General features: G+C 51.9%; 23 protein-coding genes. 12 read left to right on the forward strand and 11 right to left on the reverse strand.

What is annotated here, in order from left to right:
• Positions 1 to 368 precede the first annotated feature (368 nt).
• Positions 369 to 1,277 carry a DUF2971 domain-containing protein gene (locus QWY82_RS19500; RefSeq protein WP_290265584.1) on the forward strand — a complete coding sequence of 303 codons (909 nt, stop codon included), beginning with the start codon at positions 369 to 371 and terminating at the stop codon, positions 1,275 to 1,277.
• 102 nt (positions 1,278 to 1,379) lie between these two features.
• Here the strand turns inward: QWY82_RS19500 and sbcB are convergent, their stop codons facing one another.
• Positions 1,380 to 2,795, reverse strand: coding sequence for an exodeoxyribonuclease I (gene sbcB / locus QWY82_RS19505; RefSeq protein WP_290265585.1), 1,416 nt, complete (start codon positions 2,793 to 2,795; stop codon positions 1,380 to 1,382).
• Between the two features lie 89 nt (positions 2,796 to 2,884).
• Here sbcB and can point away from each other — a divergent pair, with 89 nt between their 5' ends.
• On the forward strand, positions 2,885 to 3,529 hold the full coding sequence (can, locus tag QWY82_RS19510; RefSeq protein WP_290265586.1) for a carbonate dehydratase: 645 nt from the start codon (positions 2,885 to 2,887) through the stop codon (positions 3,527 to 3,529).
• A 12-nt stretch (positions 3,530 to 3,541) separates the two neighbouring features.
• On the opposite strand, the gene QWY82_RS19515 is transcribed toward can, so the two are convergent.
• Positions 3,542 to 3,949: a cupin domain-containing protein gene (locus tag QWY82_RS19515; RefSeq protein ID WP_290265587.1), complete on the reverse strand. Its 408-nt coding sequence runs from the start codon at positions 3,947 to 3,949 to the stop codon at positions 3,542 to 3,544.
• A gap of 238 nt (positions 3,950 to 4,187) precedes the next feature.
• On the opposite strand from QWY82_RS19515, the gene QWY82_RS19520 reads away from it, so the two are divergent.
• Complete coding sequence (locus QWY82_RS19520; RefSeq protein ID WP_290265588.1) at positions 4,188 to 5,519, forward strand: glycerophosphodiester phosphodiesterase family protein; 1,332 nt, start codon at positions 4,188 to 4,190, stop codon at positions 5,517 to 5,519.
• Between the two features lie 185 nt (positions 5,520 to 5,704).
• Here QWY82_RS19520 and QWY82_RS19525 read toward each other — a convergent pair whose 3' ends face one another.
• From QWY82_RS19525 to QWY82_RS19545, 5 genes are all read right to left on the reverse strand, one after another.
• Positions 5,705 to 6,694: a coiled-coil domain-containing protein gene (locus QWY82_RS19525; protein ID WP_290265589.1), complete on the reverse strand. Its 990-nt coding sequence runs from the start codon at positions 6,692 to 6,694 to the stop codon at positions 5,705 to 5,707.
• A 198-nt stretch (positions 6,695 to 6,892) separates the two neighbouring features.
• Positions 6,893 to 7,456 (reverse strand): metal-dependent hydrolase, encoded by a 564-nt coding sequence (locus QWY82_RS19530; protein ID WP_290265591.1) that lies wholly within the window; start codon positions 7,454 to 7,456, stop codon positions 6,893 to 6,895.
• A gap of 14 nt (positions 7,457 to 7,470) precedes the next feature.
• Positions 7,471 to 10,158 carry a DEAD/DEAH box helicase family protein gene (locus tag QWY82_RS19535; RefSeq protein ID WP_290265592.1) on the reverse strand — a complete coding sequence of 896 codons (2,688 nt, stop codon included), beginning with the start codon at positions 10,156 to 10,158 and terminating at the stop codon, positions 7,471 to 7,473.
• Between the two features lie 18 nt (positions 10,159 to 10,176).
• Positions 10,177 to 10,878, reverse strand: coding sequence for a YebC/PmpR family DNA-binding transcriptional regulator (locus QWY82_RS19540; protein WP_290265593.1), 702 nt, complete (start codon positions 10,876 to 10,878; stop codon positions 10,177 to 10,179).
• 212 nt (positions 10,879 to 11,090) lie between these two features.
• On the reverse strand, positions 11,091 to 11,693 hold the full coding sequence (locus tag QWY82_RS19545; protein ID WP_290265594.1) for a PEP-CTERM sorting domain-containing protein: 603 nt from the start codon (positions 11,691 to 11,693) through the stop codon (positions 11,091 to 11,093).
• 322 nt (positions 11,694 to 12,015) lie between these two features.
• On the opposite strand from QWY82_RS19545, the gene QWY82_RS19550 reads away from it, so the two are divergent.
• Complete coding sequence (locus QWY82_RS19550) at positions 12,016 to 12,252, forward strand: cysteine-rich CWC family protein (RefSeq protein WP_290265596.1); 237 nt, start codon at positions 12,016 to 12,018, stop codon at positions 12,250 to 12,252.
• Between the two features lie 267 nt (positions 12,253 to 12,519).
• The gene (locus QWY82_RS19555; RefSeq protein WP_290265598.1) at positions 12,520 to 12,831 is read left to right on the forward strand and encodes a hypothetical protein; all 312 of its coding nucleotides are present in this window, start codon (positions 12,520 to 12,522) and stop codon (positions 12,829 to 12,831) included.
• A 114-nt stretch (positions 12,832 to 12,945) separates the two neighbouring features.
• Here the strand turns inward: QWY82_RS19555 and QWY82_RS19560 are convergent, their stop codons facing one another.
• On the reverse strand, positions 12,946 to 13,428 hold the full coding sequence (locus QWY82_RS19560; RefSeq protein WP_290265600.1) for a hypothetical protein: 483 nt from the start codon (positions 13,426 to 13,428) through the stop codon (positions 12,946 to 12,948).
• An 83-nt stretch (positions 13,429 to 13,511) separates the two neighbouring features.
• Between QWY82_RS19560 and QWY82_RS19565 the strand changes: the two genes are divergently transcribed.
• Complete coding sequence (locus QWY82_RS19565; RefSeq protein ID WP_290265602.1) at positions 13,512 to 13,688, forward strand: hypothetical protein; 177 nt, start codon at positions 13,512 to 13,514, stop codon at positions 13,686 to 13,688.
• Here the strand turns inward: QWY82_RS19565 and QWY82_RS19570 are convergent.
• Positions 13,674 to 14,699, reverse strand: coding sequence for a CobW family GTP-binding protein (locus tag QWY82_RS19570; protein ID WP_290265604.1), 1,026 nt, complete (start codon positions 14,697 to 14,699; stop codon positions 13,674 to 13,676). The two genes, QWY82_RS19565 and QWY82_RS19570, sit on opposite strands and share 15 nt — an antisense overlap.
• Before the next feature lie 169 nt (positions 14,700 to 14,868).
• On the opposite strand from QWY82_RS19570, the gene aguB reads away from it, so the two are divergent.
• A complete protein-coding gene (aguB, locus tag QWY82_RS19575; RefSeq protein WP_290265606.1) occupies positions 14,869 to 15,747 on the forward strand; it encodes an N-carbamoylputrescine amidase in 879 nt (292 codons plus the stop codon).
• Positions 15,744 to 16,844 (forward strand): agmatine deiminase, encoded by a 1,101-nt coding sequence (gene aguA / locus QWY82_RS19580; RefSeq protein ID WP_290265607.1) that lies wholly within the window; start codon positions 15,744 to 15,746, stop codon positions 16,842 to 16,844. Before aguB ends, aguA begins: the two co-directional genes overlap by 4 nt.
• Here the strand turns inward: aguA and QWY82_RS19585 are convergent.
• Together QWY82_RS19585 and QWY82_RS19590 are read right to left on the reverse strand one after the other, a co-directional pair.
• Positions 16,841 to 18,004, reverse strand: coding sequence for a methyl-accepting chemotaxis protein (locus QWY82_RS19585; protein WP_290265608.1), 1,164 nt, complete (start codon positions 18,002 to 18,004; stop codon positions 16,841 to 16,843). The genes aguA and QWY82_RS19585 overlap by 4 nt on opposite strands.
• Positions 18,005 to 18,186: 182 nt before the next feature.
• Positions 18,187 to 18,558 carry a DUF3718 domain-containing protein gene (locus QWY82_RS19590; protein WP_290265609.1) on the reverse strand — a complete coding sequence of 124 codons (372 nt, stop codon included), beginning with the start codon at positions 18,556 to 18,558 and terminating at the stop codon, positions 18,187 to 18,189.
• A 646-nt stretch (positions 18,559 to 19,204) separates the two neighbouring features.
• Here QWY82_RS19590 and QWY82_RS19595 point away from each other — a divergent pair.
• The 4 genes from QWY82_RS19595 (at position 19,205) to QWY82_RS19610 (ending at position 24,427) form a co-directional block, all read left to right on the forward strand.
• Positions 19,205 to 19,642 carry an SRPBCC family protein gene (locus QWY82_RS19595; protein WP_290265610.1) on the forward strand — a complete coding sequence of 146 codons (438 nt, stop codon included), beginning with the start codon at positions 19,205 to 19,207 and terminating at the stop codon, positions 19,640 to 19,642.
• 165 nt (positions 19,643 to 19,807) lie between these two features.
• The gene (locus QWY82_RS19600) at positions 19,808 to 21,871 is read left to right on the forward strand and encodes a M13 family metallopeptidase (protein ID WP_290265612.1); all 2,064 of its coding nucleotides are present in this window, start codon (positions 19,808 to 19,810) and stop codon (positions 21,869 to 21,871) included.
• Positions 21,872 to 21,988: 117 nt separating this feature from the next.
• A complete protein-coding gene (gene trhA, locus QWY82_RS19605) occupies positions 21,989 to 22,651 on the forward strand; it encodes a PAQR family membrane homeostasis protein TrhA (protein ID WP_290265614.1) in 663 nt (220 codons plus the stop codon).
• A 30-nt stretch (positions 22,652 to 22,681) separates the two neighbouring features.
• Positions 22,682 to 24,427, forward strand: a complete 1,746-nt coding sequence (locus tag QWY82_RS19610; protein WP_290265615.1) for an ATP-binding response regulator — start codon at positions 22,682 to 22,684, stop codon at positions 24,425 to 24,427.
• The last annotated feature ends 103 nt before the right edge of the window (positions 24,428 to 24,530 follow it).

Here is a 24,530-nt window from a genome sequence, read left to right on the forward strand (position 1 = left end):
CTACGCTTATACCTAGGGAACCTCTGAATAACTCTGGTACCGCTCTGCGTGACCTGTAGCGGTCAGCCGCAAGGCGAGTTTCGCAGCTAAGGGCCGTAGCCCTTAGCAAGAAGCTCAACGCAGCGGATGGCCGCTAAAGGCCACGCCCTACGGGGCTTCCAGCAAATTCCGTGTGAATTGGGGGCGGCCATCCGCTTGCGACTTCTCGACAGACCCCGGTATGCCTTCGAAGCCGCGCCTAGCCCACGAAATCTGCTGGAAGCCAGAGCGGCACCAGAGTTATTCAGAGGTTCCCTAGTAATACACAAGATACGGAATAGCCCATTTAAGACACCCACCAATTAGGTGATTAGCCAAGAGGAGCTAGTGTGGTTATACACAACCCGGAAACACTGGTGAAATATGTTAGCGTCGACACCGCTTTACAAATTTTAAACAGTCAATCGATGCGCTGGAGCGCGCCGCATCTCTTTAAAGACCCGTTCGAGCTAAACCATCTATCTGGCCTAAGCTTCGACCCGCAAGCCATACTAGGGGCGGCCATTCAGGCCGCAAATGCCATGATTTTTGCCAAGGACGAACCCCGCGGCATGGCACCGCTAACGGTGGTCATTCGGCGCTGGCGCGAAGAGGAGCGCTTTCAATCACCCGATGAAGCCCTGGACGTGCTAAAAGAGCTGCTGTCGCAAATGGTGGACAACCGCCTGCAATTGCTCGATCAACTCATGGTCGATTGGCGTAAGTTTTGCCGTACGCTGCGCATCTGTAGCTTTTCAGCGAAACCAGACAATGTCGCGGCCTGGACGCACTTTGCCGACAATCATCGCGGCGTTGCCATTCGCTTGCAGTGCGGCGAATTTACCTCGCTACCCAAACCCCAGCAGGTCAGCTACCGGCCCATTAGACCGGAAATAACTAGCATGAAAGAGCAACTCGATGTGGTGCTCACCAACCAGGCCTTTGATGCTCAAGAGCATTTCTTCGAGAAATTTACCAGTAAATCACTACACTTTGCCTCGGAGGCTGAATGGCGCTGCTTTCGCCAAGTAAAAGATGAAGTGGGGGCGGATGCAAAACCGGAGAGCGAGTGGTACGAAGACGTTAAGTTTGAGCGCAACGATGTCACCGCCATCTATTTCGGCGCCCAAACAGACCCGAAGGCCATGCGCCAGATTTACGCCATCATTAAAGAAAAATATAACCAGGCAAAAGTATTTCAAGCAAAGACCGCAGCGGGAAAATACGAAATAGAATTTAACCGCATCACCAACGGTTAGTGCTTAGCTGCACCAGAGTGATAGGCGACAATCACTCTGGTCAGCCGCGCATTGCCCCACTGGAGCCAAGTCACCCTGCCACGCACGCGACGCGAAAAACCATTAGACCAAAGACGCACCGTAGGCTTCCAGTTCGCGTAAAATTTTCAAGTTGCGCTCAGTTTGGTCCGGCTGTTGTGCCAAGGCGGCAATGCGATCGAAGTATGCATCCAGCACAATACTGGCGCCCTGCTCTGGTTCAGTCAGGCGCAGATAACACTGCTCTTCCCATTCGAACTGCTCTTCTTCGCTCAAGCTGTGAAAAAAATGCCGCGCTCGGTAGCGCATCAACAAGGTGTTTAAACGCTGATCTTTAAACTGGATATTGGCTAACAACTCGGGCGCGCTGGCGCGCACCTGTTGCATTATTGGCTTGTCTTCATTGGGAAGAAAACCCTGGTACAACTGCTGCTCTGGGTCGGCACTTGGGGCAAAATCGCCATCGCTAAACACCTCGCGCAACACGCTGTTGAGATCGGCCTCGCGCAACATCGCCCAGTGCTTTTCGCACAGGGCGCGGTCAATGTGCAACCTAGCGGCAACCGGTTCAGATAACATGGCGAGCGGCGCTAGCATTGGGCTTTTGTTGGCGTGCACCAACTTAAGCGGAATACGTGCAGCACCTTGCGGCAAGTCGGCATCGGCACAAAATACCCGCGCTCGAATGTCGGCGGCGCTTAAGCTCATCAAGGGTGTGGGATCTACCGCTAAATTATAAACAATGGTGGCATTTTTATTGACCGGGTGCGGGGCCAAAGGCATTACCAATGCGCTGCAGCCATTGCTCGCAGGAAAACGCGAGGATACGTGCAACAACGGCTTTTTAGTAATCCAATCAAATTGCCGCTGCACTGCGTCTTTCAAGCGTAAACCGTAGGCATAATCGTAGAGTTTTGGCTGCTTGGTTTTAATCAACCGCGCCAGCGCTATGGTGGCGTACACATCGGAGAGCGCATCGTGCGCGGCTTCGTGCAGCAAGTTATTGGCGCGCGCCAAGTCCTCTAATTTAAAGCTGGGGCTGCCATCGTCTTTCACCGGCCACTCAATGCCCTCCGGCCGCAGCGCATAAGTCATACGCACAACATCAATCAAATCCCAGCGCGAGTTGCCATTTTTCCACTCGCGCTCATAGGGGTCGTAAAAATTGCGGTATAGGGTGTAGCGAGTCACCTCGTCGTCGAAACGCAGGCTGTTATAGCCCACACCGCAGGTGCCCGGCTGGATAAATTCAGCGTGAATCTTGGCAATAAATTCCGGCTCGCTCACACCTTCGACCAAGGCCTTTTGCGGGGTAATGCCGGTAATCAAGCAGGCATCTGGGTTGGGCAGCAAATCGCCAGTGGGCTTGGCGTAAAGCATCATGGGCTCGCCAATAACATTCAAATCTTCGTCGGTGCGCACGCCAGCGAATTGCGCGGGCCTATCTTGCGCGGGGTTTGCTCCCCAAGTTTCATAGTCATGCCAAAAGAGGCTATTCATTTGCATCAACCCACAGCTAATTTTCAACGCTATGATAGCGCAATTAACTTGGGATATACTTCGCCGAACCAAAGCCAATCGAAAGAAAAATGACCAAATTAGAAAATCTGTTCGACAAAAATCACAACTGGGCCGAAGCAATAAAGGCGGAAGACCCGGATTTCTTTCTAAAACTCTCACAGCAGCAAGAACCCGATTATCTTTGGATTGGCTGCTCAGACAGCCGTGTGCCTGCGAACGAAATCGTGGGTTTAATGCCGGGCGAGCTGTTCGTACACCGCAATGTCGCCAATGTGGTATTACACACCGACATCAATTGCCTGTCCGTCATTCAATACGCGGTGGATGTACTCAAGGTTGATCACATCATGGTGGTGGGACACTACGGCTGCGGTGGTGTGCGCGCGGCACTGCAGAATCAGCAACTCGGCGTGATCGATTTATGGATTCGCAACATTCGCGATATTTACTACGCACACCGGGCCCATATCGAATCTTTCCCCACCGAAAAAGAGCGGGTAGATCGCCTGTGTGAGCTCAACGTTATGCAGCAGGTGCAGCAGGTGAGCCGCACAAATGTGGTACAGAATGCCTGGGCGCGGGGTCAATCACTGTCGGTACACGGTTGGATTTACGGCGTATCCGATGGTTTACTGAAAGACTTGATCGAGCCTATTACCGGTGTCGAGCAAATCCCAGACCAGTATAAAGTCTTCAAGCTAACGCCTACTTAAGTTAAAAGGCGCTCAATCTTTTACCAACACGCGATCGGCACCGGTAAATTCCGGTGCCTGAATCGACAAGACTTTCAAGGGCTGCTTCGAAGTCACTTGCACGCCATGCACACGCCCTTCCGGCACATGAATAAAATCGCCCGGTGCGATATTCACCGATTCGTCACCTAGACGCATAACGCCATGCCCCTGCAACACATAAATAGTCTCACTGTGATGTTGATGAATGTGATTAGGTACCGTTTCTCGAATGAAAATGAGAAAACTCGAGCTGTGTTTGCCGCTGGCTAGAGATTTGACTTCAATATTCTCCACACCGCTCGGTTGCAGCGCGAGTAAGTGCGTTTGAGCGCTGGCATCCGCGGCCACATATAACAATAGCGCGCCAACAGCCCATAATACCGCTAGTAGTCGAATCATCCCGTTAACCTCAAAGTTCGTATAAGCGTTGATTATGGGGTCTCGTTTTCATTTTCTTGCCCCCTCTTTTATACCTTTCTCATTTTTAACCTTCCCTTTTTAGCCGCTAAGGCTAGCAGAGTGGCACGCGTGCAAAGCAAGCAAAAAAACGTTAAATAACGCCTTCATATTTTCTGCATAAAACCGCAACACAAGTTGCGTAGGCTTAGCACTCCTCAACTCGGCCAAGGCATTCACGATGAAAACCTCACACCGACTCACCACGCTCGTATCGGTACTCGCTTTATTTATACTCTCCCATACAGTAACGGCAACAACCTCGTCACAGGAAAGACATCACCTAGACAGTCAGCGCGATAACGGTGCCGCGCACTATGCTAAATCCCGCCCACTCGCTATTTCCCTCGGCCCTAGACCCTACTTCTTGGTAGAGGATATGGACCCATCGCCACTCAAAACGAAACTTGAACATTGCGCCAATAACCGAAGGGCATTTCGCAGCTCCGACTTCTCCATCGGTCACCGCGGCGCCGCCTTACAGTTCCCCGAGCACACCGAAGAATCCTACATAGCGGCGGCGCGCACCGGTGCCGGTATCATCGAGTGCGACGTCACCTTCACCAACGATAGAGAATTAGTCTGCCGGCATTCGCAGTGCGACCTACATTACACCACCAACATTCTGGAAACACCTCTGGCTAACAAGTGTACGCAAGCTTTTAGCCCTGCCGAATACGACCCACAAACTGGCGCACTGATTAAAGCGGCAAGTGCACAGTGCTGCACCTCAGACATCAGTTTGGCCGAGTTCAAAACGCTGAAAGGCAAAATGGAAGGCAGCAACCCCAGAGCAACAAACCTACAGGATTACTTACAGGCCACACCGGCATGGCGCACCGACGCCTACGCTAGCCGTGGCACCCTGTTGTCGCACAAGGAAAGCATTCAGTTGATTCGCAGCTTAGGCGCAAAATTTACACCAGAACTGAAAGCGCCCGAAGTTAATATGCCATTTCAAGGTAGCTACACTCAGGCCCAGTACGCGCAACAAATGATCGATGAATACCGCGCCGCCGGCATCTCGCCTAGGCAGGTATTCCCTCAGTCTTTTAATTTAGCTGATGTAAAATACTGGCTCATGCACGAACCGGCCTTCGGTAGACAAGCCGTCTATCTCGACGGCCGCTACGACGAGCCAAGCTTTGATCACAATAACGAATTAACCCACAACCCGAGCATGGCGGAATTAAAAGCCTCGGGCGTCAACATTATCGCACCGCCCCTATGGATGCTATTGGATGTCGACGGCAATCAAAACATTGTACCCAGCCAATACGCCAAGCTCGCACAAAGCGCCAAACTCGATATTATCGCCTGGACCTTCGAGCGCTCGGCACCCCTGAATAAAGATGGCGCCTGGTATCACCAAACCACCGACCAAGTCATCGACAAGGACGGCGACAAGTATGAAAGCCTGCACGTGCTAGCCACCCAAGTGGGGGTGAAAGGTGTATTTTCCGACTGGCCGGCAAGCGTTAGTTTTTATGCAAACTGCATGAATAAATATTAACGCCTGCTTTCTAGCTCAAACTAGCTACAAAGCGGGCACTCCGCTTTGTAGCTTTTAGGGGAAACCTGTTGCCTATTGTCTGTAGAGACAGGCCACCCGGCTTGTTGCTTGTAGGGGCCGGCCATCCAGCTTGTAGCTTGTAGCTTGTAGCTTGTAGCTTGTAGCTTGTAGCTAAATATTATCCCTTAATCTTCCAACAAGTTTTGGTTGAAAAAAGCAACTCTGGGCTCGCCTTTGGGGCTGGTGTCATAAATCAGTACATAGGTGTCGCCATCATTGGCGTCGGCAATACTCACGCTAAAAGCCCGACGCTTGATTTGCAATCGACGCTGACCTGCCGATAGTGCGAATTCGGCATAGTACTGACCCTTGCCCCAATATTCGAAATCAATATTTTCTTTGCGATCGACAACCAGCTCAAGCTCTTGATAGCGGCCCGATAATTTTTTGTCTGCGCCCTTGGTCAATTCATGCAATCGACGCATTTCAGCGCGAGCGTCCTTTTGCTCCTTGCTTAGCGGCGCAGGAGCCACTGGGCCAGCCGCGGGTGCAGGCAAGCGCGCTATGTCGGCGGCTAGAGCCTCTGATGTTGTCACCTCGATATCAGCTTTACCTGTGGTAGCTTCTACTGGCGCTTCTACCGTATCTCGTTTGGCTGCTAGGGCGGCAACTTTTTTCTGGTACCTCATTTGCGCTGCTTGGTTGGCAAGCTGTTGTTTCAAACTCGCAATGGTCGATTTTTGGCGGGTAATAAACTCGCGCTGCTCGATGATCGAGCGCTGAATTTTATCGAGATTTTTATCAATGCGATTTAAACGACTTTGACGACCGTCTAAGCCTTGCTCTGCCAATGCCAAACTTCTCTGCGCCAACTCCCGCTGCGTCGCTCCCTCGGTATCCTGACTATTACCGGCATTGGCTAACTGAATTCTGGCTTCAACAACATCGGCTAAAGCTTTATCGAGCCGATCGCGCGCTTCAACTTTGCTTTCCTCATAGCTACTCAATCTACTTTCCAGGGTTTCTAAACTCGCCTGCTTAGTCTCCAACAAGGCTGACTGTTTTTGCAGCTGCACCTCAAGTGTCGCCGCCATTGTGGTGGCAGGCTCAAAGCAAACAAAGAACACAAGCCATAAGAGCTTGAAAAAGGAGCGCGGTACAGCTAAAGACAACATCGTTTTTCCAGCCGGGGAGGAATTTAAAAGCGGCATTGTACGCAAGTAGAAGTATTTGTGTGTGTTCGATGGTAGAAATGTGATTCCGTTGGTTTTTCGTATCAACTGAAACCAATAGCCGGTTTTATTTTTATTAGCTAGATAGCGCTAAACGGAGATATTCACGCAACTATCAAAACCGGACTATACAGGACCCGATTATGTTGACGACTTGTCGTCAACATGGTGAGCAACAGACCTTAAGTAGAAACCCAGAGTGATGCGCGTCAGGCACACCGCGAGAACGAGCGCCAACAGCGGCAACCACACCACGTGCACTTCAGAAGCTAATACACTCGCGCCACGAGCTGAGAGGAAACTCTTCAAGCCGATGGGCGATACTTCGATGACCCGCCAAGGTAAAAAGTAACGGCTTTCGACGAAGGGCCAAGCCAAGGCGACACCCAAACCGCCGTTAGTCAGCGCATCGAGCAACGCATGCGACGCAGTACTGACACTGAAGAAAAGAAAAATCGTCAGCCCTTTTGCATGAAAATAATGCCGAGCAAAAGCGCCGAGCGAACCCACCATAAGGGAAAAAACAACAGAGTGCGTAAAGCCCCGATGGCCTAAAATATCTTGATAGGGGATGCCGAGCTTAAATGCGATGACATCGGCGTCCGGTAAAATACTGACCACGCATCCCCAAAAACACAAGCGCCAAGAGATTTGCCGACGCCCCGCCATGACTGTCAACGCCACTGGAATGAGAGCATGAGTCAAAATAGTTGCCATCGTTAAAAGCCCCAGCGCCTAGCTCGCTCAATCGGTGCCTTGAGTTGATGTGCCAAATTGGCAAGCCGCGCCCGATGCAAACGCGCACGGCCCTCTAGGCTGCGGGTGTAAATTAAATCGCTGCTACCCACCTGCCGCAACCAGGCCTCGGCAAAATGTTGTGCACGCTTTTTTTGGTTCGCCAAACAATAAGGCACTGCATGGTAGTCGCGCTGGGTTAATAACCGAAGCAGCACAGAGCGCCGCACAATAAGGTAGCGGGGGTTATCTACCGGCGCGATAATTTCCGTCAAGGACGCCATAAACAACTCTCGCTCATGGCGCTCACCACCGGAGATATAGAGCTGTGACACACCCCATTCGTCAACGTCAACCGTAAGCATAAAATCAGCCACCTGCGTTGCAACAAGCCCAGCGGCCGCAAGGCTTTCAAGCAGCGCCTCGCCAATGGCGTGTAAGTCTTGGCCAATATCTCGATAGGCTAACCAGAGTCGGAAGTAATTAAAAAAACGAACACCAAAATACAGCGCTGAGAAAGACAGCAATGCGACCAGGCAAATTACAATTGCTTTGCCATCTTGCACGCGCGCTAACAGGCGCGACACCAAGAGTGGCATCAGGTCAAACCAAATCGATAAAGACACCATTAATAACGCAAAAAAATGCGCCAGGGAGCGCGTTAACACAAATTCCTTATCCGCTTTATAGCTTTTCTCGCCCACATAGGGCGCCGCTATGCCCTCTAAGAAGTTCGCGCCGGATAATACAGCCGCTTGCCAGCGCGAATGCATCTCGCCGCGCTCACTCGCCACACTTAACATCTTGTGGTTGGCTTGCGTAACCGAGTCACTGCCAGCGAGCAAACTATCCAGTTGCAAGCGCGCTATACCGTTTTCAATGACTGCGTCGCCGACGATAGAGACGCCGGAAAAGGCTTTAAAGCGCCGAACTAACAAGGAAAAATCTTCACCCAACTGTAACGCTTTAGACAAAGTTTTTGCGGATTTATCCACACAGGCCAAATGCCAGATATTGGCCACTTTTTTCGGTTCTCGTTTATCCACCCGTATGGCGCGACCGCGCATTTGATTGGATTGCACAAACGACCCCACACTGGAGGCCAATACCAGAGTGTTTATTGAAGGCGCATCCCAACCCTCACCCAACAGCGCACTGGTGCCCACTAACACATGCAATCTACCCAATTCAAACAGGCGGGTTATCCAATGCACGATACGCTTTTGCTCCTGCCCCGCTAAGGTTAAGGTTCCAAAACGTTCATCACAGGCTAAAGGCGTGAGTGAAACTAACGTTTCTGACGTTTCGGCCACCAGCCGTTGTAAATCAGCTAACAGGTGCATTGGAAGAATAACCAGCTGCCCGGTCAACACCGCCATGTGACATGAATCTGTGGGCGCGATGTTCGAAAGGTGATGACGCAGAGCCTCAAATAAAGGAATTACGCCGAGTTTATTGAGCGCGCCACTGTTATGCACATCGCCTTGGCCAAGGTATTCGGCGCGAATGAAGTCCGCCAAAACCACCATGCGCAAACCATCACCCAACTGCCCCCACTCGTGCTGGGCCAGCTGCACCACGGCCTGTAATTTTCCGGCGCTATTGACCAATAATTTCTCGCGCCGCTCTGAATCTTCGATATCAACACGGCCTCTATGCATGAGCCCCGCGCGCCTAAGTTGCGCCGCCACGCGCTCGCGCAGCGCTTCATACTCCGGCGTTTTTTGATCGAGTAGCTGCTGTAGAGCAAGGGCCAAATGTACAGGCGAAAACTCCGGTAAAACGGCATTTTCTAGCGCCAATATTTGTTGGTGCTCAATGCAGCGCTCGCGACCGGCTGCGCGCCACAAACACAACGTAGCGATGTAAACATCCAGGTGTTCATAGATCCAGTCGAGATGCTCTAAAGGCGTTATCAGCCAAGGTTGCGACGCGAGCCATGAAAATATGCCCGCATCTTCCAAGACATTTTTTGCGAACTGGCGACGCTTCAGCGCTGCCCGATCGAGTAGCTGGGCTTCTTGTTCGGTGGGGCTACAGAAAAAAATATAATCTTGATGTGGGCACAGGTCGCCGGCGGCCACCAATTCCGGCACCGCGATCTCAGCATCCACATCGCCATTGAGCGTCATATAGCGCTGCCACTCAAGCCCAGTTACGTCGTAGGGCGGCGTCGCCGTCAAGCCCACAACAACGGGCGATAAGTGCTCTTTAACCAGCATCAAGGCGCGCCACCAGGCATTTTTTAAGTGGTGCGCTTCATCCAAGACGAGGGTTGATATCGCGCAATCGCGCAGTTTGGCGAGCACTGTGTCTTTTTGCCCGTGCTTACTCTCGAGCGCCGCATGCAGTGCTTGATAGGTAACCACAGTAAGAAACCTTGGCTCAGACAATGAGGTGGAAATCCAGTCGGGGCTGGTCGACGTTGCCAAAAATAGCTCGCAAAATCGATCCACCCACTGATCTCTTAAGGCAAGAGAGGGCGCGCATATCAAGGTCGGCTTGCCGAGCCGACGCATGACTTCTAAGCCGAGAACCGTTTTGCCCGAGCCAGGCGGTGCGACGATATGCAGATGCTGATCGGCGAGATGTGCCTCTAATTGATCCAGCACCCGCTGCTGATAATGTCGCCAGGGATACTTGAAGCGCGTTTGTGCTGGAAAACCCTCCATGTCTTCTCGACCCGCCGACTAGTCAGCGAGCCCGACATAAACCTCGTGCACGTCATCATCGTCATCGATGGCGCCGAGAAAGGCTTCAACTTCGGCCAGCGCTTCACCTGCCAAGCTAACCGGGTTTTTCGGGCGGTAGCCAATTTTGGCTGAATCGACGCTAAAGCCAAAGTCGGGCAGCGCCTTAGAGACCAAGTCGAGATCGGTCATGTCGGTAATGAACAGAGCCGAGCCGTCGTCTTCTACTTCGAAATCTTGTGCGCCGGCCTCGATGGCGGCCAGCTCCACATCGGCGTCGGGCGCGCTGGGCGAGGCTTCAATCAGCCCTACATGATCGAAATCCCAAGAAACGGAACCCGAGGCACCCAACTGCCCCTTGCGGAACAAAACGCGGATATTAGAGATAGTGCGGTTCACGTTGTCGGTTAAACACTCGACAATAACCGGCACCTGGTGCGGGGCAAAACCTTCGTACACTACTTTTTCATAACTGACGGCGCCATCGAGCTGGCCAGAGCCTTTCTTGATAGCGCGCTCGAGGGTTTCACGGGTCATGGATTGCTTGCGCGCCGCTTCAACCGCCATGCGCAAACGTGGGTTCATGTCTGGGTCTGCGCCAGTGCGGGCGGCAATCATGATTTCCTTGGTTAACTTGGTAAACAGCTTGCCTTTGGCATTGGCCGCGGCTTCACGGTGTTTAGCTTTCCACTGGGCACCCATGGGCGTTGCTCTCTATTTTCAGATGTTGTGATGAACCGCGACAAATTGGCGCCGGCGTTAATCGGCGAATTTTATAGAATGTCCGCGCCGGTGCAAGCAAGAGTTCGATAACGCGGCAGCCGGCCGATAAAAAGTCGGTTGGCACAGAAAGCAGAAAGCCGCTACAAGAGCGGCTTCTAAACAGGCAGAACCTAGAGAGAGGTTCGCGCGGACTAAGAGCGAGCGATACTTTTGCGGGCAAAACCAAGGCCAAATAAACCGAGGGCCAACAAAACCAATGAACCCGGCTCAGGTACGCTAGCGGCTACCACAACACCGTCGAGAAAGTTACCCACAGTGCCATTGGTGATTGACGTAAAGCGAATCTGCGACATTTCGCTCGACGCAATGAAGCTACCCTGAAACTGGCTCCAGGTGCCAACCACGTGATCGGTTAATTCACCCATCAACGAACCCACGCTATAAGCGAAGGACTCGGCATTGCTTTGACGGGCGCTATAGAAGAAAGACACATCATAGCTTTGGCCAACCACAGTGGCGAAGTTCTGGAAAATAGAAAACTCACCGGCGTAGGGGTGCGCATTTAATTCAGCATGCTGCTCGCCCACGGCCGAGGCAACACCGTTCAAACCATCCCAAATCTCAATATTGCTGCCATCCCAGCCATTCACATCATCGGCTGCGAAATATTGCCAGGTGCCTTCGGCAACATCATTATCTTCAAAGCTACCGTTAACAATTAAGTTAGCGTTGGCAGAGGCGGCCAATACCAAGCCTAAAACTAAGGCGACTGAATACTTTGCTAGTTTGTACATAAATTAACCAATCCATTGAAATCAAAAGTCTGCAAATCCACTATTAACGATTGCACCCTGAATCCGTTTAAAAGCAAGCACTGAGCCAACCTTAAAAACCTATTAAAAATCAACATATTACTGAATTTCCATGCACCGTCGAGCCAACTAAATGTAAAAAAAATCGACAATCAACCGTGCGAAACTGATACTTCAACCCGATCAATCTATGCCAGCCCACGGGTACAACCTTCCCTCACTAGGGGTGCACGTCGTGTCTAAGGCCAAGGGCGAGTAAGCTAGCAACACTAACCGCTTCTTCCAGCCACCGCCCGAGAACGCTATGAACGCTATGAACGCCAATGACCTGAAGCCATCAAAGCAACAAGCGCAAACTATTTGCCCCAACTGCCGGCAACCCAATCAGTGCGCTCTAGTCGAACAGCCAGAGACAAGCGCCTGTTGGTGTATGCAAATCGAACCCATGACTAACAGCCGGCAGGCGCTCAATAGCACCCAGGCCAATAAAGTCTGTTTGTGTAAAACCTGCTTAATGAATAGCAGGCTTGACCCGCAATAATTTTTTGCACGATATCAGTGCAAGCCAGCAAAAAGGCAATTTCTTGCGCCCTATTTTAGCGCCCCCTTATCTATCGCTTTTTACTGTCATGACAAAACAGGAAATATTAATAATATTTTTTTAAGCTTATCGAATTAAAATTGCGCAAAAATACAAAAAAAGTCGTTTTGTAAAAATTGGCACAGCAGATGCAATACTAGTCGTGCAGTCAGGCAAAACGCCGACACCCATTAGCTTACTGATGATGACGAGACAGAGGTATTTACCATGCGATTAATGACACGCGCTTCAACAATTATTGCCATGAGCACTTTAGTCATGATGACCGGTACTGCAACAGCGGCCACCTGTGACATGTCCACAGCACCTGCTGCGCCAGCGGTTCCTGCAGCTACCGAGCGTAGCACTGCAAGCATGTTAAGCGCCCAAAGTGAGATTAAAAGCTACATCAACGCGGCGAAAGAGCACTTGAAATGTGTTAATTCAAGCCGTAAACACAACGCGCTAGTCGATCAGATTTACGCAGTCGCCGACGAATACAACACAGCGCTACAAGAATTTAAAGCCAGCACGCGATAACAATAAATAGTGTTGTTCTTACCGTTTCATTGCTCTCCTGCTGTCGACCATTGACAGACCGGCGCATCAATAGCAAAGCGCTTACTGGGCTTTGCTATTGACCGCCGAATTTTATTAATGAGTGCGGCTACGCATTTTTTTCCTTTCCAAAACAGTCATGGCATTAACATGATTAGCGACATGCTGCTCGGCAATTTTTAATCCCATCGCGTCAATTGTTTTCACATAAAGTTTCAAACAAGACGATTTATTCTGCGTGCTATTTTTCTGTGCCAGTTTACGCAGTAAATGGTGACGAACAAATTGCAACACGGCATCGGCCTCGGAAAATTTCGATAACTGAGCCAAGACTTGGGCAAAATATTCAGCCGACACCACCAACTGCGTTTCATCAAACGCACTCAATTGCCCCTGGCTCACATCATTCATGCGAATTTTTGCGATCGCAAAGGTACAGCCAAAGAAACGCTCGGCGGCCTGCCAGTGACCGCGTAGATAGGCCTCTTGGCCGTGGCAAAATGCGCCGCGCCACAACTGCTGTGCCACCTCGGCAGATCGAGCCACCTGCACCCGATGCCGTAAACATAAATACTCCATGCAAACACCTTGTTGATAACGATTATCATTTGCATGTAAGATAACGAGTCTTTTCCGCGCTGACAAGTACAGGAGCCATGAAAATGAAAAATTCTCTGGAACACACCCTGATGGTCGAAATTGATGCCGTGGCGCTAAGGCGCTTGATGGCAGAAGGTAGATTGGTGGCAACCGACTTCCGCTGCGCCCAAGCGGCAGACAAGCTGCAGATAAAACGCTGGTGTTTAGAGAATGCGAGTTTGCAGCTAAGAAGCTACTAGGGAGGCCAGTAACCGCGCTTCAAGGCTGGCAACATCGATAGCCTCAAGGCTAATAAGCTCTAGCCGCGAATCGAAGCAATCATCGAGTTCGGTCACGCTCAAAACGCCATCAGCTAGGTTAAACCCTCGCACACAGGTGTGCGTGATCATAACCGCTTTTAATCGCTCGCAGCTTAACCCGAGCAAGCAGTGCTCTAGCGCCTCGGAGGAAAAAACCAGCTCTGGGGCAAAGGCCCAGCCATAGGCGTGAAAGCCATCGGCGTATTTGTGCTTAAATACCAAGCCTTGGCTGTTGTACTGCGGTGCCAACGATAACAGTGGTGCGCTAGCGGCGCTGCTGTCTGATTTGCGCGCTTGAGCGGTGGATGCATTCAAGCGCCAAGCCTGAGCCGCCCCCTGCAACCAGGCTATTTGCCCAGCGCCCTGTTCAATGGCGCTGATGGAAAACGGCGCCTTTGGTCTGAGGGCTGTTACGTAATGATTAAGCTGGGTGTATTCATCGGCGCTATAGGTATCGGCTTTAGCGGCCAAAATATAATCGGCAACCAGCAGCTGTTGGTTGAAAAGCGCGTGCTCGGTATAGCGCGGGTCTTTAATTTTTCGTGCGTCCACCAAGGTTAAGGTGCTGCCTAATTGACTTACCGCCTGATAGCAGGGCTGAGCCAAGAGTGCGAGAATTTCGAGCGGATGGCCTAAACCCGTGGGTTCAATCAACAGTCGGTCTAACTGTTTAGCAGCCAGCAATTGGTTCAGCGCGATTTGAAACGGCAAGCCATTCGCACAGCATAAGCAACCACCCGGCACCTCCTTAATCACGGCGCCGGTGGCCGGAGATGACAACAGAGCACCGTCAATACCGACTTCGCCAAACTCATTAACCAGCACGCCCCAGCGCTCTGCCACGGGTTTGTGCGCCAATAGATGGCGTATAAGCGTGGTTTTGCCGGCGCCCAGAAAACCGGTAATGACGTTGATATGCACCATAGAAAAGTCGTTATTGCCCGCGTTCATTCACTGCAAAGCCGGCCATTATCCAACACTCGGCGCTAGACTGTCACACGATCAAACCAGCCATTTACCGGTTACACCCTGAATAGGTGATTTTTTTTATTCGATGCGGGGCGGTAAGATGGCGTCTAATCGTCTATTAGCCCTACAGGTTTCTATCAGGAGAAAGACTATGTCCCGCAAGGTTACGGTTGCAGCCACACAAATGGCCTGCTCTTGGGATCGCGATGCCAACATCGCCAATGGCGAAAAGCTGGTGCGTCAGGCGCACAAGCAAGGAGCCCAAATCATCCTATTGCAAGAGCTTTTCGAAACCCCCTACTTTTGCCAGAAGCCCAATGCCGATTACGCCCTGCTCGCCACGGCACTGGACGAAAACATCGCCATCGCGCATTTTCAGAAGCTCGCTAAAGAGCTCAACGTGGTACTGCCCATCAGCTACTTTGAACGCGCCGGCCGCGCGCGCTTCAACTCCATTGTGGTGATCGATGCCGATGGCACCATTCTGGGCAACTACCGCAAGAGCCACATTCCCGATGGCCCCGGCTACCACGAGAAGTATTACTTCAACCCCGGCGATACCGGCTTCAAAGTGTGGAACACCCAGTACGGCAAAATTGGCATCGGCATTTGCTGGGACCAATGGTTCCCCGAATGCGCACGCGCCATGGCGCTCTTGGGCGCGGAAATCTTATTTTACCCAACTGCCATCGGCACCGAGCCGCACGACCCCACTATATCCTCGCGCGATCACTGGCAGCGGGTACAACAGGGTCACGCCGGCGCCAACTTAATGCCATTAATTGCCAGCAACCGCATCGGCCGCGAAGACCAAGAGGATTACCACATCAACTTCTACGGCTCGTCATTCATCGCCAACCAGTTCGGCGAAAAAGTAGCGGAAGCTGACGACACTAGCGAAGCGGTTTTGGTGCACACCTTCGACTTAGACGAGCTCGAAAAAATTCGCACCGCCTGGGGTGTGTTTCGCGATCGCCGCCCGAATCTCTACGGCCAAATCAAAACGCTGGATGGTGACCTCGCCTCATGAAACCACTCACCAGCAGCCCCAAAGCCGATGGCTTTTACATGCCCGCCGAGTGGGCGCGACAGCAGCAAGCCTGGATGGTATGGCCCGAGCGAACCGATAACTGGCGCTTAGGGGCCAAGCCCGCGCAAGCAGCATTTGTGGCCGTCATGCGCGCTATTGCGCGCTACCAACCACTTACCGTTGGCGTTTCTGCGGCACAGTTTGAAAATGCCTCGGAACAGCTTGGCGACCACGACAACATTCGGGTAGTGGAAATCTCCAACAACGACGCCTGGGTGCGCGATACCGGCCCCACCTTTGTGATTAACGGCCGAGGCGAGGTGCGCGGGGTCGACTGGCGCTTTAACGCTTGGGGCGGGTTTAACGGCGGACTGTATTTCCCGTGGGATAAAGATGATCAGGTGGCGCGCAAAATTTGCCAGCTAGAGCAAGTGCAGCGCTACCGCACCGACGACTTTGTGTTGGAGGGCGGCTCCATTCACGTGGATGGCGAAGGTACGGTGATTACCACGGAAGAGTGCTTACTCAATGCGAATCGCAACCCGCATTTGAGTCGTGAAGTCATCGAGCATACGCTGGCGCAACATCTCAATATCGAAAAAGTGATCTGGCTGCCAGAGGGTTTATTCAATGATGAAACCGATGGCCACGTGGATAATTTTTGCTGCTTTACCCGGCCAGGCGAAGTATTGCTGTGCTGGACCGACGACGCAACAGATCCCAACTACGCGCGCTGTCAGGCTGCTTGGGAGGTTTTACAAAATACCACCGACGCCAAAGGCCGGACCTTAAAGGTGGTAAAAATGCCCATTCCCGGGCCGCTGTTTGCCACACCAGTGGAGTGTGAGGGCATAGATCAGGTGGCTGGCTCCCAGCCGCGCGATCCCGCCATTCGCCTTGCCGGCTCCTACGTTAACTTTTTAATTATCAACGGCGCGATCATTGCGCCCAGCTTCGATGACGAAAAAGATAGCGCCGCCAAAACCATTCTCGGGCAATGCTTTCCCGACCGCGATATCGTTATGGTGCCCGGGCGGGAGATATTGCTCGGCGGTGGCAATATCCACTGCATCACCCAGCAGCAACCGGCCGCTTAAGTTTTAAACACAGCGACTTTATTGCGCAGGCTATCCACCGTTGCAGAGAGATCATTGGCTATCGTTAACAGATAGCCAATGTCTTTTTCCGACATGCCCGTGGATACGGCCAACTGATCAACCTCCACCAAAACCTCTTCCACTTTTTTATTGATACTGTGTATATTCGAGTTGCCCTGCTGACTGCGCTGACCGGTAAGCTCCGCGACCTCTTGCATGACATCACAGGCGCTCACAATCACATCCGCCGCTTCGCTGGAGGTTATTTTTAAGGCTTCAAGTGAGCTCTTTTGATGCTCCACCTTCTTGCCCGCAAGATCGATAGCACTGGTAATAGCGGAAATAATTTCGTTAATCTCGGTGAGGCTATTTTGCGTAGACTGAGACAAGCCGCGCACCTCATCGGCCACCACAGAGAAACCTCTGCCGTGCTCGCCGGCGCGCGCGGCTTCAATGGCGGCATTCAAGGCCAAGAGGTTAGTTTGATCGGCGATGCCGTTGATAACCGCCAAGACGTCCTTAATCTTCAGCGCATTTTCAGAGAGTTTGGCAAAATTTTCAGTAATATCATTGCTGGCGCGCACATGCTCATCGACCATTTCAGCCATAGTGCCGATGTTCTGGCGCGACGCTTGGAGCTGCTGGTTGGCACCGGTCACCTGAATGTTGGTTTGATCGGCGCGCTGAGTTACCGCTTGCGACAAGCCCTGCATCTCTTGCATATACTGCTTGGCGCGGCTCACGGCAGCCACCTCCTGAGTAATGCGCTGGCCCATGGTTTTGCTCGTGTCGGTTAATTTCTTAGCGACATTTTGATTGGTGTCGGCCACCTGTTTAATGTCCACTAAGGCGCCCCGAATTTCCTCTCGAAACTGATCGATGGTGGACACCATGTCGCCCATTTCAGCATTCAGCGAGGTGTTCACATCGCACTTTACCGATAGATCTTTATCTGCGAAGTGCTGAAAGTAGCGCGCGATCGCGCTAAGCGCGTCGACACCCCAACGCTTTTCATCTATGTCGTGGACAATCAGCACGGCGATGAGCACAAATTGAATAACGCGGCTAACAGTATTGTCGGTAAAAGCCAACGCATTGACGAGCAACAACGCCATGCCGATCCAATGCACGAGCCGCATTCTGAGAAATAGTGATGCCATATAACCCTCCCTGAGCCATAAACCTTCATCTAGGCAAAACAAAAACACTGCCTTTGAGGCTAGCACAGGGAGGACACTCAGGCCGAAACGCATTTAAAAAAGCAACATTTATAACCCTGAAAATTTCAGGGTTATTTGGTGCGCCGCTGAGAGCGGCGCAATCAACCTCTCGACTACCACAACTATCGGGACGCCACCTCCTCGGTGGTAACAACCTCGCCCCTGTTAAACTTAGGCGCGAGGTAAGACGTTACTTTTTCAGCTTTAACCTCGTGCGCAAAACTCAACAAGTTCTTCTCATTGCATTGGTAATACGTATGAGCGCGCTGGCGCTCCACGCCGCGGATGCCGTGATAAAGTGCGCTGCGCAACTGGCCCGGCTGATCTCTAACAATCGCTTTACACACGCTGGCGGCGTCATTATCAACAACGGTATATTTAACGCCATTTCTTTCGATGTGCGTGTCGGCACTGACCAGACCAGATAACGCCAAAGAACAAGCGCCGATAAAAATGCCAAACGCTACACCTTGTATTTTTTTTGAATTTTTCATGATCGAGCTCCTGTGACTTTTCTTTTTGAGGGAAGCATCCCATCCAAGTGGCGCCTTGCCGCTCGGTTAGTCACAGTATTGCTGGTTTACATTTTTTCAAAAGCCTATATCGGCGAGGAGGTGTTGAGCAGAGACTAACCACAAGCTTGCGACTAACTGTCGGCTAGTGCATCCATTCAACGCAGCCAAATCAGTCGCCTGCTGCGACAACCTGTCGACAAGCAGCGGCCAACCGTTCATCGCAAGTAAAACGGCAGCAAAGAAAAATCAGACATAAAAATCCATACCGCAATCGACACGCCAAATGACGTTTCAATTTATCTTTGGCGAAAACTTTTTATAACTTTACTCCCAATCTGTTCGCGTGTTTACCAAATGCGGTGATGACTCATCCTCACGCTAAACGCTAGCCTTGCTAAACGTTGCAGCGCGAACCAGTGCCTAAACCGCCACATAGTCCTGTGCTCCCTGTGATAGCGGTCATTAACAGACCCGAAAGGTTAAGCTAATATTCTTATCAGCTAGCGTTCACATCCGTTCAACCCGCAGAGGTGCGGCAGCACAAGCCCAGCACTTGTCGTTTTTTGCTCATTGCTTGCGGCTTGCGGCTTGCGGCAAGAGCATAACCCCAAATAAGCGAGACCTAATGAGCCACCAACACATCGAAATAGAACTGCAGTTTCACTGCACACCTGAAGCCTTATTTCAGCAGCTTAGCGATCACGTACAGTTCGGCAAGATCGTCGGCGCTAATATTCAGCGGATCGTTGATAGCAAATCAACCAATCGCAATGGCTTAGGCGCGGTGCGCAGAATCACCATCGCGCCAGGTCTCTCATTTGACGAGACGATAACCCGCTTTGATGCGCCGGATTTGATGGAGTATCGAATCACCCGCGGCAGCCCAGTCAAGGAACACTGGGGGCGGCTTGCATTCAAACCCCATGCTCACGGCTGCGTACTTTTTTACACCATCGACTTTAGTGCCAAGCTCCCCGGCACAGGCTGGCTGCTCAAGCCGCTCATCGAAGGCCCGATCCGGCGCGGTCTGACGCGGTTACAAGCGACGCTCCAAGGCAAGTAAACGCCGCTGCCGTTACGTCTTTTAGCTGCCACTTCGTCCTAGGTAACTTAGGTGGCCGATACAACTGAGGCCAAGCACACACCTAGGCCAGATTTTGCGCCTAACCCCTAAAGTAGGGGTTTACACGGTAAAACCATAAGACATAACCCGAACAAAGGACTTCCCATGACTGTTTCGACATTCAAACCACTACGCTCAGTTGCTCTGGTAGCGTGCGCGACAGCCGCCCTATTAGCCGGCTGCAGCAGCGACAAAGAAGCAACACCAGAAGCTAAAAAGGCACCAGCATTGGTAGCCGGTATCGACCTTGGCAATATGGAGCCAAGTACGCGCGCGCAAGACGACTTTTACCGTCATGTGAATGGCCAATGGTTAGCCAAAACCGCTATTCCAGCGGATAAATCCAATTACGGCTCCTTCACCAAGCTAGCCGATGATGCCGAAGTGCAGCTGCGCGCCATTATCGAGTCGGCTGCAGCAAGCGCTGCCAAGGAAGGGACTGAGCAACAAAAAGTCGGCGACTTTTTTAAAAGCTATATGAACACCGAAAAACTGGAACAACTGGGTGCCAGCCCGATTGCGGCGAGCCTTGCGGAAATTGATGCGCTGGCGTCGAAAGACGCGCTGCTGACCTGGTTTGGCAAGGTTGCCCGCGTTGGCGTCAACACACCGGTTGCAGTCTTTATCAATCAGGATAAGCGCGATGCGACGCAATACGCTGTTTACACTTATCAAAGCGGTATCGGTTTACCCGATCGCGATTATTACTTTAAAGAAGATGAGAAGAGCCAGGCCATTCGCGCCGCCTACAAAAAGCATATTCTCGCCAGTTTTGCACTGGCCAATGTCGCGGCCAACGCCGACTCAGTCTACGCCATCGAAGAGGCACTGGCGCAGGGCCACTGGCAGCGAGTCGATAACCGCGACCCGGTGAAAACCTACAATAAAATGCCCTTAGCTGAGCTCAGCAACCTCAGCGCCGGCGTTAATTGGGGCAACTGGGCGCAGGCGCTCGGGATCGACGGCCAAGCAAATATCATCGTCTACCAGCCGTCCTACTTAACCGTTTTTGGCGACACACTGGCCACTAAATCCCTAGAAGATTGGAAGGCCTATGCCAAGTGGCAGGTGATCTCCGGCGCTTCAACACTGCTCAGTAAAGCCTTCGACGACGAACATTTTACCTTCTACAGCAAAACCTTGCGCGGTGTTGAAGAGCAACAGGAGCGCTGGAAACGCGCGGTGCAGTTCACCGATGACGTGATCGGTGAGGCCGTGGGCAAAATCTACGTTGAGCAACATTTCCCGCCCGAAGCCAAGGCGCGCATGGATCAATTGGTCAACAACCTACTGCTAGCGTTTGGCGAAGGCATTAACGATTTAGAGTGGATGACCGAGGAAACCAAGGTCGCCGCGCGCGAAAAACTCTCGAAGTTTACCTACAAAATTGGCTACCCAGACAAATGGCGAGACTACGCGTCTCTAGTCATTAAGGCCGATGACTTATTTGGCAACGCGATGCGGGCCGCGGCATTCGAGTACGCGCGAAACCTCAGCAAGCTAGGCGCGCCGGTGGACAAAACCGAATGGTTTATGACGCCGCAAACCGTGAATGCCTACTACAACCCGGTAGCCAACGAAATTGTTTTCCCGGCCGCCATATTGCAACCACCCTTCTTCAACTTAGCTGCCGACGACGCCGTTAACTACGGTGGTATAGGCGCGGTGATTGGCCATGAAATCGGCCACGGCTTCGACGATTCAGGCTCGCAGTACGATGGCGACGGCAACCTCAGGAACTGGTGGACCGACAGCGACAGAACCGAATTCGAAAAGCGTACCACCGCCTTGGTCGAGCAATACAATGCCTTCGAGCCACTGCCGGGCGAATTTGTAAACGGTAAATTCACCTTGGGCGAAAACATTGGCGACCTCGGCGGCCTAACCATCGCGCACAAGGCTTACTTGCTGTCACTGCAGGGCAAAAGCGCACCGGTGATCGATGAACTCACCGGCGAGCAACGCTTCTTCATGGGCTGGGCGCAAGTGTGGGCGCGCAAATACCGCGATGAAGAGCTCTCTCAACGTCTGGTCACCGATCCTCACTCGCCGAGCGAGTTCCGCACCAACGGTATTGTGCGCAATATGCCTGCTTTCTACGACGCCTTTGGTGTGAAAGAGGGCGACGCACTCTTTCTAGCGCCTGAAGCCCGGGTCAAGATTTGGTAGGCGTCTATATCTGTTGTATCGAGGGGAAGCTTGCTTCCCCTTTTTCCTGCGCCCTACATAATGAGTACTCTTTCGAGGTATACTCGTCCCACTGTCCGTTTCAGCCAAGAGTGCCGCATGACTAGCCCTGCCCCTAATTCGCCAACCTCGCTCAAAGCGTATTCTTTTGCTGAGGAGCTGGCTAACAGCATCAGCCACGGGCTGGGCGCCCTGCTCAGTATCATTGGCTTAACCCTCATGGTGATCGTTTCGGTAGCGGCCGACGACGGCTGGAAACTCACCAGCGCCATTGTCTACGGCTCGAGTCTGGTCTTCCTTTTTTTAGCGTCAACCTTGTATCACAGCGTCCCCAACCCCAAGGTTAAGGGCGTATTAAGAGTGGTAGATCACTGCGCTATCTATATGTTGATTGCCGGCACCTATACGCCGTTTATGCTCATTAATTTGCGCGGTGCTTGGGGTTGGACCATCTTTGCGGTGATATGGAGTCTGGCGCTATTTGGCATTTTCTTTAAGCTTTTCTTTCGCCACCGCTTTCCTAAAATATCGCTATTTACCTATATTATGATGGGCTGGCTGGTTATCGTTGCCACCTCGGAAATGTTGGCTAAAGTGCCTTCTGGCGCACTCTGGTTGCTGCTCGCGGGCGGCCTCGTTTACACCATCGGGGCCATTTTTTATAAGTGGGAGCGCATTCCCTACAACCACGCCATCTGGCACCTATTTGTATTAGGTGGCAGCACATGCCATTTCTTAGCGGTTTACCTTTACGTTATTTAGTAAACCGTCATATTGAAGAGACAGGACGTCGTGAATACGCCTATTGATAACACCGCAAGCTTCGCCGCCAAACAAGAGATGTTGCACCTCTTGGCGCGACAAAGTGGTCGCGTTCCGTTCGGAAAAATTCCCGCAATTTTGTTGATTGCAGCACTGGCATGGATGAGTGCGCCAAAGGCTATTGTCGCCGGCTGGGCCTGTGCCGCTCTCGCCGTGCTGATGCTGCGCTGGCTAATTCTCAGCAGGATAGACACTCACTTTTTAGATAGGCCCCAAACTGGCCTTAATCTTAGCGTGTGGCTCAGCTTAATTAATGGCCTAGTCATGGCTTGCTCGCTGATGGTGTTTCCCTTTATCCCCGAAGTGGAGCGCGCGGTACACACGCTAATACTGATGGGTCTATGCACCGGCGCCATTGCCACAACAGCAGGTCACCTGCCTTTGTTTTTATCCTACGCTGCTCCCATTGCACTACCATTGGTGATTATATGGGGCAGCCTAGCAACGCCCAACCAAGCCGAGTGGATTGGCCCGGGCCTCGCCGTGCTTATCGCAATGTTCTTCGGCTTGATGATTTCGCTGGCGCGCGACACGTCGCGGCTCTATTTACGCTCATTCCAAATTCGATCCGAGCAAAGTGAACTCAACAGCAAACTTCAGCAAGCGTTAAACCAAGCAGAAATGGCCAGCCACACAAAAACGCGATTTCTAGCCAGCGCCAGCCACGATTTGCGTCAACCTATTCACACCCTAAGTTTATTTTCGGCGGCGCTTATCCGGCGCGATATCGACACCAAAAGCAAACAGATAGCCAGCCATATGGACAACGCCATTCAAGCGCTGGCAGCGCAATTGGACACACTGCTCGACATTTCAAAACTCGAGGCTGGCGTTGTTGACGTCAACATCAAAACGATCGATATACACACCTTACTGAGCCGGCTTTTCGAAGAACACATACAGTCAGCGCGGCAGAAAAATCTACACCTCGGTATCAATGGTCTCGAGCACCTGGATATTTCAACAGATCCCATCTTGCTCGAACGCATTATTCGCAACCTCTTGAGCAATGCCATTAAGTACACAGACAAAGGTGGCGTCGACCTCAATTTTAGTATCGAAGACCGTCGCCCCTGCATTGAGGTTATCGATAGCGGGCAAGGGATACCGAGCGAAGAACAGGCTAAAATTTTTGAAGAGTTTTACCAGCTTAACAACCCGGAGCGAAATAGAAGCAAAGGTTTGGGCCTTGGCCTCGCTATCGTCAAACGCCTCACAAAACTCATCGATATAGACATAGACCTGCGCTCATCGCCGGGTAAGGGCACGCGTATTCGGCTACTACTACCCAGCAGCTCACTGCAATCAGTTACGCATGCGCCGCGCGAAGAGTTACCACAACTAGCTTGGCAAAATATCAAAGTACTCGTAGTAGACGATGAAGCTGATGCATTGCAAGCCATGAGTACTTTACTGCAAGAATTATCCTGCCAAGTATCCTGTGCTCATTCAACCCAGTCAGCGTTAAAAGCTGCCCGCGTTACACCGCCCGATGTCTTGTTGGCGGATGTAGACTTAAACAGCCATGAACCCGACTTAAATTTAATCGATGTCTTTCACACCCAACATCCCTCGCTACCGATCATTTTAGTGGGCGGACAAGCGGATACCCAACCCACCTTGGGTGCTGAAGCTACACCGTTAATCCAGTTACAAAAGCCAGTCACCCTAGAAACCCTCACCCAAGCTATCCGGCAGTCTTTAGCTAAGGTATAAAAGCCGGTAAGCAAACAGCCATGGCCCAAAATCAAACAAATTTGGGCATAAGGGCGCACCACGGCAAGCCTAATGCGATGAAATTCTGAGGGATTAGGCAGCT

It is taken from the genome of Simiduia curdlanivorans, assembly GCF_030409605.1.
In the GTDB taxonomy this organism is placed as follows: domain Bacteria; phylum Pseudomonadota; class Gammaproteobacteria; order Pseudomonadales; family Cellvibrionaceae; genus Simiduia; species Simiduia curdlanivorans.